The following is a 13,847-nucleotide window of genomic DNA, read 5'->3' on the forward strand; positions in this document are numbered from 1 at the left end:
TCTTTTGCTCCTGCATGATTTTGCAGGGCTGTCAACGCGCTAAAACGGCTTTCTCGGTGCTTCTGTAATTAGTTGTCGCATTGAAGAAATATCGGCCTCGGGCCTGTCGTTAGAATGCCGATCACTCGCTCGTCGTTGCCCGTGTTGAATTTAAACACTGGCTTCCCAGGACGCAGCACTGCTTTCTGGTTCCACTCACTCGCATATTGGGCTGTTGCTCACTCTGCCGTTTTAGCCCTTTACCGATGGAGTCCCAAGATGAAGAAACTCGTGCTGCTTGGCGCCCTGGCACTGTCCGTGCTGTCTCTGCCAACCTTCGCCGATGAAAAACCTCTGAAAATCGGTATCGAGGCGGCTTACCCTCCGTTCGCGTCGAAAGCGCCGGACGGCAGCATCGTTGGTTTCGACTACGACATCGGCAACGCTTTGTGCGAAGAGATGAAGACCAAGTGCGTTTGGGTCGAGCAAGAGTTCGACGGTCTGATCCCTGCGCTCAAGGTGCGCAAGATCGACGCCATCCTGTCGTCCATGTCGATCACTGAAGATCGCAAGAAGTCTGTGGACTTCACCAACAAGTACTACAACACCCCGGCTCGCCTGGTCATGAAGGCCGGCACTCAGGTCAGCGAAGGCCTGACCGAGCTCAAGGGCAAGAACATCGGCGTGCAGCGTGGTTCGATCCACGAGCGTTTCGCCCGCGAAGTCCTGGCCCCGCTGGGTGCCGAGATCAAGCCTTACGGTTCGCAGAACGAAATTTACCTCGACGTGGCCGCCGGCCGCCTCGACGGCACCGTGGCAGACGCTACGCTGCTGGATGACGGTTTCCTGAAAACCGACGCCGGTAAAGGTTTCGCCTTCGTCGGCCCTGCGTTCACCGACGTCAAATACTTCGGCGACGGTGTAGGTATCGCTGTGCGCAAGGGCGACAAGGCTGAGCTGGACAAGCTCAACGCAGCCATCGCGGCCATTCGCGAGAACGGCAAGTACAAGCAAATCCAGGACAAATACTTCGCCTTCGATATCTACGGCAAGTAACACGTCTCTGCGACAAGTCCGAAATGGCGCAAGCAACAGGATCTCTGAGGTTTGCGCCATTTTTTCATCCCAACTTTCGAGGACCTGAATCATGTTGAAAGGCTACGGGGCTGTCATCCTCGATGGCGCTTGGCTGACGCTTCAGCTCGCCTTGTCGTCCATGGCCATGGCCATCGTTCTGGGCCTGATCGGCGTGGCACTGCGTCTGTCGCCGGTGCGCTGGCTGGCCTGGCTGGGCGACCTGTATTCCACGGTGATCCGCGGTATTCCCGACCTGGTGCTGATCCTGCTGATTTTTTACGGCGGCCAGGACCTGCTCAACCGTGTCGCACCGCTACTCGGCTTTGACGAGTACATCGACCTGAACCCGTTAGCCGCCGGTATCGGCACCTTGGGCTTCATTTTCGGTGCGTACCTGTCGGAAACCTTCCGTGGGGCCTTCATGGCGATCCCCAAAGGTCAGGCCGAAGCCGGCATGGCCTACGGCATGAGCAGTTTCCAGGTGTTCTTCCGGGTGTTGGTGCCGCAGATGATTCGCCTGGCGATTCCCGGTTTCACCAACAACTGGCTGGTATTGACCAAGGCAACCGCGCTGATTTCGGTGGTGGGTCTGCAAGACATGATGTTCAAGGCCAAGCAGGCGGCCGATGCCACCCGCGAGCCTTTCACCTTCTTCCTCGCAGTGGCGGCGATGTACCTGGTGATCACCAGTGTGTCGTTGCTGGCATTGCGTCACCTTGAGAAGCGCTACTCGGTAGGCGTAAGGGCGGCTGATCTATGATCTTCGACTACAACGTCATTTGGGAGGCCTTGCCGCTGTACCTCGGCGGCCTGGTGACCACCCTCAAATTGCTCGCGCTGTCGCTGTTCTTCGGCCTGCTGTGCGCCTTGCCGCTGGGCCTGATGCGCGTCTCGAAAAACGCGGTCGTCAACATGTCGGCCTGGCTCTTCACCTACGTGATCCGCGGCACGCCGATGCTGGTGCAGCTGTTCTTGATCTACTACGGTCTGGCGCAGTTCGAAGCCGTACGTGAAAGCTTCCTCTGGCCGTGGCTGTCCAGCGCAACGTTCTGTGCGTGCCTGGCCTTCGCGATCAACACCAGCGCCTACACCGCCGAAATCATCGCCGGCAGCCTGCGCGCCACGCCGAACGGCGAGATCGAAGCGGCCAAGGCCATGGGCATGTCGCGGGTCAAGATGTACAAGCGCATCCTGCTGCCGTCGGCCCTGCGCCGCGCGCTGCCGCAGTACAGCAACGAAGTGATCATGATGCTGCAGACCACCAGTCTGGCGTCGATCGTGACTCTGATCGACATCACTGGTGCCGCGCGCACGGTCAACGCCCAGTTCTACCTGCCGTTCGAGGCGTACATCACCGCCGGCGTGTTCTACCTGTGCCTGACCTTCATCCTGGTGAAGCTGTTCAAGATGGCCGAGCGCCGCTGGCTGGGCTACCTGGCCCCGCGCAAGCACTGAATACCACTGACTGACTGTTTTTGTGAGAACCGACAGCATGTACAAACTTGAAGTCCAAGACCTGCATAAACGCTATGGCAGTCACGAAGTGCTCAAGGGCGTGTCCCTGAAGGCGGCAGCCGGCGATGTGATCAGCATCATCGGCTCCAGTGGCTCCGGCAAAAGTACTTTCCTGCGCTGCATCAACCTGCTGGAGCAGCCGCACGCGGGCAAGATCCTGCTCAACAACGAAGAGCTGAAGCTGGTGGCGAACAAGGACGGCGCGCTGAAGGCGGCCGATCCGAAACAGCTGCAACGCATGCGTTCGCGCCTGTCGATGGTGTTCCAGCATTTCAACCTGTGGTCGCACATGACCGCGCTGGAAAACATCATGGAAGCGCCGGTGCATGTGCTGGGCATGTCCAAGGCTGAGGCACGCGAGAAAGCCGAGCACTACCTGAACAAGGTAGGCGTTGCTCATCGCAAGGATGCTTATCCTGGCCACATGTCCGGCGGCGAGCAGCAGCGCGTGGCGATTGCCCGTGCGCTGGCGATGGAGCCGGAAGTGATGCTGTTCGACGAACCGACCTCGGCCCTCGACCCGGAGCTGGTTGGCGACGTGTTGAAAGTCATGCAGGCCCTGGCCCAGGAAGGCCGGACCATGGTCGTGGTGACCCACGAAATGGGCTTCGCCCGTGAAGTGTCGAACCAGTTGGTGTTCCTGCACAAAGGTGTGGTCGAAGAAAGCGGCAACCCGCGCGAAGTGCTGGTGAACCCGCAGTCCGAGCGTTTGCAGCAATTCCTGTCCGGCAGCTTGAAATAATCAGGACTGCCGTTGTGCACAGGGATAGTGCATGCTTCGCAATTTGGTGGCTGGCCCCGCTCCCTTGTGGGGGCTGGCTTGTCGCCCCCCTGTAGGAGCTGTCGAGTGAAACGAGGCTGCGATCTTTTGATTTGAAAAATCAAGATCAAAAGATCGTCCGATCGCGGCCCGAGCCTTCGGCAGCTCCTACAGGGGGGGGCGACAAGCCAGATCCCACATTTAGATCTGTGCTGGTTCTGAGATTTGCGTTCGTTTACGGGCTAGCATTGGCCCATGCCTTCATCACTGTTCTTCGCTTCGGATCGCTCGCCCATGACTGCCCATCGAATTGGTTTCCTGATTTGGCCCAGCACTAAAGCACTGACGCTTGCGCTGGCTGAGGAGGCCTTGCGTGTTGCCCAGCGTGTGCATCCGGACGTGGTTTACGAACTGTCATTCCTGCAGGCCGAACCGCGGACCGAAGGCGAATGGCAGTTGCCGGGTGAAGCGTGGACCGGCAAGCTCGAAAATTTCCAGAAGCTGTTCCTGCTCGCCGACGAGCCACCGACCGCACTGGCGCCGGCGCTCAGCAGTGCGCTTAAACAACTGGTGCGTGCCGGCTGCGTGATCGGCGGTCTGTCGGCCGGTGTTTATCCGCTGGCGCAATTAGGCTTGCTCGACGGTTATCGCGCGGCCGTGCATTGGCGCTGGCAGGACGATTTTGCCGAGCGCTTTCCGAAGGTCATCGCCACCAGTCACCTGTTCGACTGGGATCGGGATCGCCTGACGGCGTGCGGCGGCCTGTCGGTGCTCGACTTGTTGCTGGCCGTGTTGGCCCGCGACCATGGTGCGGAACTGGCCGGTGCGGTCTCCGAGGAACTGGTAGTCGAGCGTATTCGCGAAGGTGGTGAACGCCAGCGCATTCCGCTGCAAAACCGCCTCGGTTCCAGCCATCCGAAGCTCACACAAGCCGTGTTGCTCATGGAAGCCAACATCGAAGAGCCGCTGACCACCGACGAAATCGCCCAGYACGTGTGCGTGTCCCGCAGGCAACTGGAGCGCATCTTCAAGCAATACCTCAACCGTGTGCCGAGCCAGTACTACCTGGAACTGCGCCTGAACAAGGCCCGGCAGATGTTGATGCAAACCAGCAAGTCGATCATCCAGATCGGCCTGTCCTGTGGCTTCTCCTCGGGGCCGCATTTCTCCAGCGCCTATCGCAACTTCTTCGGCGCCACGCCGCGGGAAGATCGCAACCAGCGGCGCAGCAGCAGCCCGTTCGAATTGTCGTCAGTGCCGGCCGAACGTAGCTAGTTGGCTCCAGCAGGAGCAGCCTTTTCAAACCAGTGCCAACTGATCAGGCGCAATCCCCTGTGGGAGCAGCCGGTTTCCCGCAGAACTGCCTATAAGCGCTCGCGACAGTTTAAACTGCGCCTTTGCGACCCTATATGTCGCATTGCCGTAAACCCGGGAAAATCCGGGGTTTGCGCTATAAGAAGTTGTCGCTTGGCGGCAAGGCCGGGCTGAAAACTGTCCTTACAATCCCCCCATCGCTCGCCAGTTTCAGGCGAGTGTTTTCTCTTCAGGAGACTCCGATGTCCGTTGAGCACGCTGCGGTACAACGCGCCGATTTCGATCAGGTTATGGTTCCCAACTACGCGCCTGCCGCATTCATTCCTGTGCGTGGCGCCGGTTCCCGCGTTTGGGACCAGTCCGGTCGCGAGCTGATCGACTTCGCCGGCGGGATTGCCGTTAACGTATTGGGCCACGCGCATCCGGCGCTGGTCGGTGCCTTGACCGAGCAGGCGAACAAGCTGTGGCACGTGTCCAACGTGTTCACCAATGAGCCGGCCCTGCGCCTGGCCCATAAGCTGGTCGATGCCACCTTTGCCGACCGCGCCTTCTTCTGCAACTCCGGCGCCGAAGCCAACGAGGCCGCTTTCAAGCTGGCCCGTCGCGTCGGCTTCGACCGCTTTGGCAGCGAGAAGTACGAAATCATCGCCGCGCTCAACAGTTTCCACGGCCGCACCCTGTTCACCGTGAACGTCGGTGGCCAGTCGAAGTACTCCGACGGTTTTGGTCCGAAAATCACCGGTATCACCCACGTGCCGTACAACGATCTGGCTGCGTTGAAAGCTGCCATTTCCGACAAGACTTGCGCCGTGGTGCTGGAGCCGATTCAGGGCGAAAGCGGTGTGATCCCGGCTGAACTGGAATACCTGCAAGGTGCCCGCGAACTCTGCACCGCGCACAACGCGCTGCTGATTTTCGACGAAGTGCAAACCGGCATGGGCCGTACCGGCCATCTGTTCGCCTACCAGCATTACGGCGTGATCCCGGACATCCTGACCAGCGCCAAGAGCCTGGGCGGTGGTTTCCCGATCGCGGCGATGCTGACCACCGACGACCTGGCCAAGCACCTGGTCGTCGGCACCCACGGCACCACTTACGGCGGCAACCCGCTGGCGTGTGCGGTCGCTGAAGCCGTGATCGACGTGATCAACACCCCTGAAGTACTGGCCGGCGTCAACGCCAAACACGACAAGTTCAAGGCGCGCCTTGAGCAGATCGGCGAGAAATACGGGCTGTTCACCAAGGTCCGCGGCATGGGCCTGTTGATCGGTTGCGTGCTGAGCGATGCCYGGAAAGGCAAGGCCAAGGACATCTTCAACGCCGCTGAGCAAGAAGGCCTGATGGTTCTGCAAGCCGGCCCGGACGTGGTGCGTTTCGCCCCAAGCCTGGTGGTGGAAGACGCCGATATCGATGCCGGTCTGGACCGCTTCGAGCGTGCCGCAGCAAAACTGACGCAAGCCTGATAGACCCTTCGACGCCTGACCTTTCAGGCGTCGAACCCAATTTTATATGCCGGGCCCGCTTTACTGTAGGAGCGAGCTTGCTCGCGATGGTGGATCAGCAACATTGATGTCGACTGACACACCATCGCGAGCAAGCTCGCTCCTACAAGGTCCTCAAAGGCCGGGCTGGCTTATTTTCCTCAAAGAGTTTTAGAAAAAGGAGTGACACCATGCTGGTGATGCGCCCCGCGCAAATGGCTGATCTGGGCGAGGTACAGCGTCTGGCTGCGGACAGCCCGATTGGTGTCACTTCCTTGCCGGATGACGTTGAACGCCTGAGCGACAAGATCGCGGCAAGCGAAGCCTCGTTCGCCGCCGAAGTGAGCTTCAATGGTGAGGAAAGCTATTTCTTCGTCCTTGAGGACTCCACTACCGGCAAGCTGGTCGGCTGTTCGGCAATCGTTGCTTCCGCCGGTTATTCCGAGCCGTTCTACAGCTTCCGCAACGAAACCTTCGTGCACGCTTCGCGCGAGCTGAAGATTCACAACAAGATCCACGTGCTCTCGCAGTGCCACGACCTGACCGGCAACAGTTTGCTGACCAGCTTCTACGTGCAGCGCGATCTGGTGGGTTCGCCGTGGTCGGAGCTCAACTCCCGTGGCCGTTTGCTGTTCGTGGCCAGCCATCCGGAGCGTTTTGCCGATTCCGTGGTGACCGAGATCGTCGGTTACAGCGATGAAAACGGCGACTCGCCATTCTGGGATGCCATCGGGCGCAACTTTTTCGACCTCAACTACGCTGAAGCCGAGCGTCTGTGCGGCCTGAAGAGCCGGACGTTCCTCGCCGAACTGATGCCGCATTACCCGATCTACGTGCCCCTGCTGCCGGACTCCGCTCAAGAAGCCATGGGCCAGGTACACCCGCGGGCGCAGATCACCTTCGACATCCTGATGCGCGAAGGCTTCGAAACCGATCACTACATCGATATCTTCGACGGCGGCCCGACGCTGCATGCCCGTGTCTCGGGGATCCGTTCGATCGCCCAGAGCCGTGTGGTGCCAGTGAAGATCGGCGAGCCGGTCAAAGGCGTCGGTCGCCAGTATCTGGTTGCCAATGCCCAGTTGCAGGACTACCGCGCGGTCATGCTCGAGCTTGACTACGCACCGGGTAAACCGGTGACCCTGGACCTGGAAGCAGCCGAAGCCCTGGGCGTCGGCGAGGGTGCCAGCGTGCGCCTGGTGGCGGTTTAACGTCGCAATTGATGCCTAGAAAGCAGCGAAGTTTCACGGGTGGCGCAAGCGGCCCGTTTGAGGAGATAGCATGATCGTTCGTCCCGTACGCAGCAGCGATTTACCCGCTCTGATCGACCTGGCCCGCAGCACCGGCACCGGCCTGACCACCTTGCCGGCCAACGAAGAGCGGCTGGCCCATCGGGTCGGCTGGGCCGAGAAGACCTTTCGCGGCGAAGCCGGGCGGGGCGACGCGGACTACCTGTTCGTGCTCGAAGACGACGACGCTCGCGTGGTGGGCATTTCCGCCATTGCCGGCGCCGTTGGCTTGCGTGAGCCTTGGTACAACTTCCGGGTCGGTCTGACGGTCAGCGCTTCGCAAGAGCTGAACATCTATCGTGAAATCCCGACGCTGTTCCTGGCCAACGACCTGACCGGCAACTCCGAGCTGTGCTCGCTGTTCCTGCACGCCGATTACCGCAGTGGCCTCAACGGTCGCATGCTGTCCAAGGCGCGGATGCTGTTCATCGCCGAGTTCCCGCAACTGTTCGGCAACAAGATCATCGCCGAAATGCGCGGTGTTTCCGACGAAGCCGGGCGTTCGCCGTTCTGGGAAAGCCTGGGCCGGCACTTCTTCAAGATGGAGTTCAGCCAGGCTGACTACCTGACCGGCGTGGGCAACAAGGCGTTCATCGCCGAACTGATGCCGAAATTCCCGCTGTACACCTGCTTCCTGTCGCCGGATGCGCGCAACGTCATCGGTCAGGTGCACCCGGACACCGAGCCGGCGCTGGCCATGCTCAAGAGCGAAGGTTTCAGCTACCAGGGCTACGTCGACATTTTCGACGCCGGCCCGGCCATCGAGTGCGAAACCGCCAAGATCCGCGCCGTGCGTGACAGCCAGGCGCTGGTGCTGGCCGTTGGCACGCCGGGTGACGACGCCACGCCATTCATCATTCACAACCGCAAGCGCGAGGACTGCCGGATCACTGCTGCGCCAGCACGTCTGGCCGCCGGCACCCTGGTGGTCGATCCGCAGACCGCCAAACGTCTTCAACTCAACGCTGGCGATCAAGTGCGCGCCGTGGCGTTGTCCGCAGCTCGGGAGTCGAAATAATGAATTCGCTTTACATCGCAGGTGAATGGCTGGCAGGTGGGGGCGAAGCCTTCGAGTCGCTGAACCCGGTGACCCAGCAGGTGCTGTGGTCCGGCACCGGTGCCACCGCCGCTCAGGTCGAGTCGGCTGTGCAAGCGGCGCGTCAGGCGTTCCCGGGCTGGGCGCGGCGTACCCTGGAAGAACGTATTTCGGTACTGGAAGCCTTTGCTGCTGCCCTGAAGACTCACGCGGACGAACTGGCTCATACCATCGGTGAAGAAACCGGCAAACCCCTGTGGGAAGCGGCGACTGAAGTCACCAGCATGGTCAACAAGATCGCCATCTCGGTGCAGAGCTACCGCGAACGTACCGGCGAGAAGAGCGGCCCGCTGGGCGACGCCACCGCTGTGCTGCGTCACAAACCACACGGTGTGGTGGCAGTGTTCGGTCCTTACAACTTCCCGGGTCACCTGCCGAACGGCCACATCGTGCCGGCACTGCTGGCCGGTAACAGCGTGCTGTTCAAGCCAAGCGAACTGACACCGAAAGTCGCCGAGTTGACGGTCAAGTGCTGGATCGAGGCCGGTCTGCCGGCCGGCGTATTGAATTTGCTGCAAGGCGCTCGCGAAACCGGTATCGCCCTGGCGGCGAACCCGGGCATCGACGGCCTGTTCTTCACCGGCTCCAGCCGCACCGGCAATCACCTGCACCAGCAATTCGCCGGTCGTCCGGACAAGATCCTGGCGCTGGAAATGGGCGGTAACAACCCGCTGGTGGTCGATCAGGTCGCGGACCTTGATGCCGCGGTGTACACCATTATTCAGTCGGCGTTCATCTCCGCCGGCCAGCGCTGCACCTGCGCCCGGCGCTTGCTGGTGCCACAAGGTGCCTGGGGCGACTCGCTGCTGGCGCGCCTGGTGGCGGTCAGCGCGACCCTCGCAGTCGGTGCCTTCGATCAGCAACCGGCGCCGTTCATGGGCTCGGTGGTTTCCCTCGGCGCTGCGAAAGTGTTGATGGATGCGCAAGAACATCTGCTGGCCAACGGCGCCGTGGCGCTGCTGGAAATGACGCAGCCTCAGGCCCGGTCGGCCTTGCTGACCCCGGGCATTCTGGATGTGACCGCTGTCGCCGATCGACCTGACGAAGAGCTGTTCGGCCCGTTGCTGCAAGTGATCCGCTACGCTGATTTTGAAGCGGCGATCGTTGAAGCCAACGACACCGCCTACGGTCTGGCCGCTGGTCTGCTGTCGGACTCCGAAGCGCGTTACCAGCAATTCTGGCTGGAAAGCCGTGCCGGTATCGTCAACTGGAACAAACAACTGACCGGTGCCGCGAGCAGTGCACCGTTCGGCGGCGTCGGCGCCTCGGGCAACCATCGCGCCAGTGCCTATTACGCGGCGGATTACTGCGCGTACCCGGTGGCCTCGCTGGAAACGCCGAGCCTGGTGATGCCTGCCGCTCTCACGCCTGGCGTGAAAATGGCGTGATGCCCATTCGCAGGCAAGCCCGCTCCTACAGGTTCGGTGGTGGATACACATTTGGTGTACGACACAAACCCTGTAGGAGCGGGCTTGCCCGCGAAGGCTGCGACTCGGTCTTACTCAATTGTTACTAGAAGCCTATAACAACAGATTCTCGTGGAGCCTCGCTGATGAAATCCTATGAAGTCAATTTTGACGGTCTAGTGGGGCCGACCCATAACTACGGCGGCCTGTCCTACGGCAACGTCGCGTCCCAGAGCAACAGCCAGCAGTCTTCCAACCCCAAGGAAGCGGCGCTGCAAGGCCTGGCAAAAATGAAAGCGCTGATGGAAATGGGTTTCCAGCAGGGCGTACTGGCACCGCAAGAGCGCCCGGATGTGGCCGCACTGCGTCGCCTGGGTTTTGGCGGCACCGATGCTGAAGTGATCGAGCGCGCTGCCAAAGACGCGATGCCGCTGCTGGTGGCCAGTTGCTCGGCCTCGAGCATGTGGGTGGCCAACGCCGCCACGGTCAGTCCGAGCGCCGACACTGCTGATGGCCGCGTGCATTTCACCGCCGCCAACCTCAACTGCAAATATCACCGCAGCATCGAACACCCGACCACCAGCCGCGTGCTGGGGGCGATGTTCGCTGACCAGAAACACTTTGCCCACCACGCTGCCTTGCCGGCCGTGGCGCAGTTCGGTGACGAAGGCGCGGCCAACCACACGCGTTTCTGCCGTGAATACGGCGAAGCCGGTGTCGAGTTCTTCGTGTTCGGCCGCAGCGCGTTCGACACCCGCTACCCGGCACCGCAGAAGTACCCGGCGCGCCAGACCCTCGAAGCATCCCAGGCCGTTGCCCGTTTGCACGGCTTGAGCGATGACGGCGTGGTCTATGCCCAGCAGAACCCGTCGGTGATCGATCAGGGTGTGTTCCACAACGACGTGATTGCGGTCGGTAACGGCGAAGTGCTGTTCTACCATGAGGACGCGTTCCTCGAGACCGAGCAGATGCTTGCGGAGTTGCAGAGCAAACTCGCCAAAGTCGGTGGGAAATTTCAGTCTGTCTGTGTTCCGCGTTCCGCGGTCAGCGTGGAAGACGCGGTTCGTTCCTACCTGTTCAATAGCCAACTGCTGTCGCGTCCTGACGGCTCCATGCTATTGATCGTGCCGGAAGAATGCCGTGGCAACGAGCGTGTCTGGCAATACTTGCAGGGTTTGACCAGCTCCGGCGGCCTGATCCGCGAAGTGAAAGTCTTCGATCTCAAGCAGAGCATGCAGAACGGCGGTGGCCCGGCTTGCCTGCGGTTGCGCGTCGCACTCAACGAAACCGAGCTGGCGGCCGTCAATCAAGGGGTTATCATGACGGCGCCGCTGTACGGCACACTGACCGAATGGGTCGAGAAGCACTACCGCGACCGCATGACCGAAAACGATCTGGCGGACCCGCAATTGTTGCTCGAGTGCCGGACGGCACTGGATGAACTGACGCAAATCCTTAAACTGGGCGCGGTTTATCCATTCCAGATCAATTGATCGACGGCGCGCCGCCTTCTACGGCAGCGCGCTGCTTCATCTCAAACGAGAGCGTAAAGATATGAGCGATACCCTGCAGCTGATCCTTGAAGACACCGACGGCACGCAACTGGAGACTTCCTGCACCCGCGTCGCGGTCATGTGGCAAGGCAAAGAGCTGTGGATCCAGCAGGACGGCCGCGGCCAGTTGCTGATCGGTGTGGACGTCGAAGAAGGCGATGCCGAGTACGCCAACCTGCTGCTGCGCCCTTTGGCGACTAATCTGGTAAGTCTGCAACTGGAGATGGAACCTGCCGACCTCACCGACGAGGAACATGTACACGGCCCGGATTGCAACCACGATCACTAAGGAAACCGCTCTATGCTCGCCCTCGGCAAACTGCTTGAACTGACCCTCGCCGGCCGTGAACCGGCGGAGAAGACTCAACTGACTGTCGAAGGCGTGCGCATGCGCTGGTTGAGCGAAGGTGCGCTGGAAGTCCGGCCACCTGAAGCGCGTGACAATGGCCTGGACCTGCTGCTGTCGGCGGGGATCCACGGCAATGAAACAGCGCCGATCGAGTTGCTCGATCGCCTGTTGCACGACATTGCCCGCGGCGACTTGAAGCCGCGCGCACGTATTCTGTTCCTGTTCGGCAACCCAGAGGCGATTCGCAAGGGCGAGCGTTTCGTCGAGCAGGACGTCAATCGGCTGTTCAATGGCCGTCATGAACAAAGCAGTGGCTCTGAAGCCTTGCGTGCTTGTGAGCTGGAGCGGTTGGCGGCGAGTTTCTTCAGTCTGCCTGATCGTCAGCGCCTGCATTACGACCTGCACACGGCCATTCGTGGCTCGAAAATCGAGCAGTTCGCCTTGTACCCATGGAAAGAAGACCGTCAGCATTCGCGTCAGGAACTGGCACGCCTGCGCGCCGCCGGCATGGAAGCGGTGTTGCTGCAGAACAAGCCGTCCATCGTGTTCAGCGCCTACACCTACGACAAGCTCGGTGCCGAGGCTTTCACCCTGGAGCTCGGCAAGGCGCGGCCATTCGGGCAGAACGCCGGGGTCAATGTCTCGCTGCTGGAGGCGCGCCTCAAGCAGATCATCGAAGGCACCGAGCCGCAATTGACTGACGAAGCGCTGGACGGTTTGCAGCTGTACAGCGTGGCACGGGAAATCATCAAGCACAGCGACAGCTTCCGCCTGAACCTGCCGGCGGACATCGAGAACTTTTCGGAGCTGGAAGTGGGTTATCTGCTGGCGGAAGACATCGCCAACACCCGCTGGATCATCGAGGAGGAGGGCGCCCGGATCATCTTCCCGAACCCCAAGGTGAAGAACGGTTTGCGTGCCGGCATCCTGGTCGTGCCGACCACCGACGAAAACCTGGCTTGACCCGGTCCCGGGCGCGACATAAACCCCTGTAGGAGCGGGCTTGCCCGCGAAAGCGGTGTCATAGTCACATCAATGTTGGATGTGCCGCCGTCTTCGCTGGCAAGCCAGCTCCTACAGGTCTTGCGTTAAACAGCTACCGCGCGCGGCTCGGTGCGACGCAGCGAACGGATCTTCATCAGCGTATCCGCACAGGTCTTCGCCGCTTCCTGGCCTTTATGCAGGAAATGCTCGAAGAAGAACTTCTGGTGCTCTTCGCCGGCATGGAAGTGGTGCGGGGTCAGGGACACCGAGAACACCGGCACTTCGGTTTCCAGTTGCACCTGCATCAGGCCGCTGACCACCGACTGGGCGACGAACTCGTGACGGTAGATCCCGCCGTCCACCACCAGGGCTGCCGCGACGATGCCGGCATAACGACCGGTCTTGGCCAGCAACTTGGCGTGCAGGGGCATTTCAAAGGCGCCGCCGACTTCGAAGAAGTCGATGTCGGATTCCTGATAACCCTGGGCAATCATTTCGGCGACGAAGCCTTTACGGCTCTGATCGACAATATCCTTGTGCCAGCAGGCCTGGATGAACGCAACGCGCTCGCCGTGATGGTTTTTGGCTTTGCTGTCAATTGCGGTGGGTTGCATGTTCTGACTCCTGTTTGTGTGAAAAACAGGGCGTTATGAATCGAAGGGGATTTGAGGGTACGCACGCTCGCACGAATGCCGGCGGACGGCCCTTTGTTGTCAATCCCGTTCTCTCTTCATCCGGACTATGACCGTCGGCCCCGGGATCACACCGGGTCTGCTGACCTTGCTGCCAGGCACCGCCGAAGCCGTGCTGTCACCAAGCGCTCGCGGGCTATGCGCATTGTGCGCAATTACCGCCGGTGGGGAGTTGCACCCCGCCCTGAGAACGTTTTTGCCGCCCAAATGTTTGGCGGCGCAGCGTTTTTATCACATATTTGCGGTATGCGCATGGCCCCTTTTGGATGATTGTCATCGACTTTTCCGTTGGATTAATCGGCCTTTTCCTGCGCAAGGGTTGATTAATCGTCGCCATGCCCGCAGTAATTCT

Annotated in this window: 13 protein-coding genes and 1 riboswitch; of the genes, 12 read left to right on the forward strand and 1 reads right to left on the reverse strand. The window is 60.6% G+C overall.

Annotation, left to right across the window (positions count from 1 at the left end; all coding sequences use genetic code 11):
• Nucleotides 1-258 precede the first annotated feature (258 nt).
• The 12 genes from AC1DWG_RS10575 to astE all read left to right on the forward strand — a co-directional run bounded on the left by AC1DWG_RS10575 (nt 259) and on the right by astE (nt 12,782).
• Nucleotides 259-1,035, forward strand: a complete 777-nt coding sequence (locus tag AC1DWG_RS10575) for an ABC transporter substrate-binding protein (RefSeq protein ID WP_477755901.1) — start codon at nt 259-261, stop codon at nt 1,033-1,035.
• Nucleotides 1,036-1,126: 91 nt separating this feature from the next.
• Nucleotides 1,127-1,816 carry an ABC transporter permease gene (locus AC1DWG_RS10580; protein WP_015096506.1) on the forward strand — a complete coding sequence of 230 codons (690 nt, stop codon included), beginning with the start codon at nt 1,127-1,129 and terminating at the stop codon, nt 1,814-1,816.
• Complete coding sequence (locus AC1DWG_RS10585; protein ID WP_223446648.1) at nt 1,813-2,511, forward strand: ABC transporter permease; 699 nt, start codon at nt 1,813-1,815, stop codon at nt 2,509-2,511. Before AC1DWG_RS10580 ends, AC1DWG_RS10585 begins: the two co-directional genes overlap by 4 nt.
• Nucleotides 2,512-2,548: 37 nt before the next feature.
• Nucleotides 2,549-3,313, forward strand: a complete 765-nt coding sequence (locus AC1DWG_RS10590; RefSeq protein ID WP_046042317.1) for an ABC transporter ATP-binding protein — start codon at nt 2,549-2,551, stop codon at nt 3,311-3,313.
• 312 nt (nt 3,314-3,625) lie between these two features.
• Nucleotides 3,626-4,606, forward strand: a complete 981-nt coding sequence (gene argR / locus AC1DWG_RS10595; protein ID WP_477787761.1) for a transcriptional regulator ArgR — start codon at nt 3,626-3,628, stop codon at nt 4,604-4,606.
• 281 nt (nt 4,607-4,887) lie between these two features.
• Nucleotides 4,888-6,108, forward strand: a complete 1,221-nt coding sequence (locus AC1DWG_RS10600) for an aspartate aminotransferase family protein (protein ID WP_477787762.1) — start codon at nt 4,888-4,890, stop codon at nt 6,106-6,108.
• Between the two features lie 209 nt (nt 6,109-6,317).
• Nucleotides 6,318-7,337 (forward strand): arginine/ornithine succinyltransferase subunit alpha, encoded by a 1,020-nt coding sequence (aruF, locus tag AC1DWG_RS10605; protein WP_110658821.1) that lies wholly within the window; start codon nt 6,318-6,320, stop codon nt 7,335-7,337.
• Between the two features lie 70 nt (nt 7,338-7,407).
• On the forward strand, nt 7,408-8,433 hold the full coding sequence (astA, locus tag AC1DWG_RS10610; RefSeq protein WP_477752854.1) for an arginine N-succinyltransferase: 1,026 nt from the start codon (nt 7,408-7,410) through the stop codon (nt 8,431-8,433).
• Entirely contained in the window at nt 8,430-9,899 is a 1,470-nt protein-coding gene (gene astD, locus AC1DWG_RS10615; protein ID WP_477787805.1) for a succinylglutamate-semialdehyde dehydrogenase, read from the forward strand. Before astA ends, astD begins: the two co-directional genes overlap by 4 nt.
• 164 nt (nt 9,900-10,063) lie before the next feature.
• On the forward strand, nt 10,064-11,410 hold the full coding sequence (gene astB, locus AC1DWG_RS10620; protein ID WP_477752853.1) for an N-succinylarginine dihydrolase: 1,347 nt from the start codon (nt 10,064-10,066) through the stop codon (nt 11,408-11,410).
• Nucleotides 11,411-11,471: 61 nt separating this feature from the next.
• The gene (locus tag AC1DWG_RS10625) at nt 11,472-11,759 is read left to right on the forward strand and encodes a topoisomerase II (RefSeq protein ID WP_108215213.1); all 288 of its coding nucleotides are present in this window, start codon (nt 11,472-11,474) and stop codon (nt 11,757-11,759) included.
• A gap of 12 nt (nt 11,760-11,771) precedes the next feature.
• A complete protein-coding gene (gene astE, locus AC1DWG_RS10630; protein WP_477787763.1) occupies nt 11,772-12,782 on the forward strand; it encodes a succinylglutamate desuccinylase in 1,011 nt (336 codons plus the stop codon).
• A 125-nt stretch (nt 12,783-12,907) separates the two neighbouring features.
• Here astE and AC1DWG_RS10635 read toward each other — a convergent pair whose 3' ends face one another.
• Complete coding sequence (locus tag AC1DWG_RS10635; RefSeq protein ID WP_477764837.1) at nt 12,908-13,417, reverse strand: 6,7-dimethyl-8-ribityllumazine synthase; 510 nt, start codon at nt 13,415-13,417, stop codon at nt 12,908-12,910.
• 103 nt (nt 13,418-13,520) lie between these two features.
• Nucleotides 13,521-13,691, reverse strand: a riboswitch (FMN riboswitch).
• Nucleotides 13,692-13,847 lie beyond the last annotated feature (156 nt).

The organism is Pseudomonas sp. P4_B3, from assembly GCF_056402295.1.

Coding starts and splice junctions, on each gene's coding strand:
- AC1DWG_RS10585 (WP_223446648.1), top strand. CDS start 1,813: ATGATCTTCGACTACAACGTCATTTGGGAGGCCTTGCCGCTGTACCTC.
- astE (WP_477787763.1), top strand. CDS start 11,772: ATGCTCGCCCTCGGCAAACTGCTTGAACTGACCCTCGCCGGCCGTGAA.
- AC1DWG_RS10590 (WP_046042317.1), top strand. CDS start 2,549: ATGTACAAACTTGAAGTCCAAGACCTGCATAAACGCTATGGCAGTCAC.
- aruF (WP_110658821.1), top strand. CDS start 6,318: ATGCTGGTGATGCGCCCCGCGCAAATGGCTGATCTGGGCGAGGTACAG.
- astA (WP_477752854.1), top strand. CDS start 7,408: ATGATCGTTCGTCCCGTACGCAGCAGCGATTTACCCGCTCTGATCGAC.
- AC1DWG_RS10575 (WP_477755901.1), top strand. CDS start 259: ATGAAGAAACTCGTGCTGCTTGGCGCCCTGGCACTGTCCGTGCTGTCT.
- AC1DWG_RS10625 (WP_108215213.1), top strand. CDS start 11,472: ATGAGCGATACCCTGCAGCTGATCCTTGAAGACACCGACGGCACGCAA.
- AC1DWG_RS10580 (WP_015096506.1), top strand. CDS start 1,127: ATGTTGAAAGGCTACGGGGCTGTCATCCTCGATGGCGCTTGGCTGACG.
- AC1DWG_RS10635 (WP_477764837.1), bottom strand. CDS start 13,417: ATGCAACCCACCGCAATTGACAGCAAAGCCAAAAACCATCACGGCGAG.
- astB (WP_477752853.1), top strand. CDS start 10,064: ATGAAATCCTATGAAGTCAATTTTGACGGTCTAGTGGGGCCGACCCAT.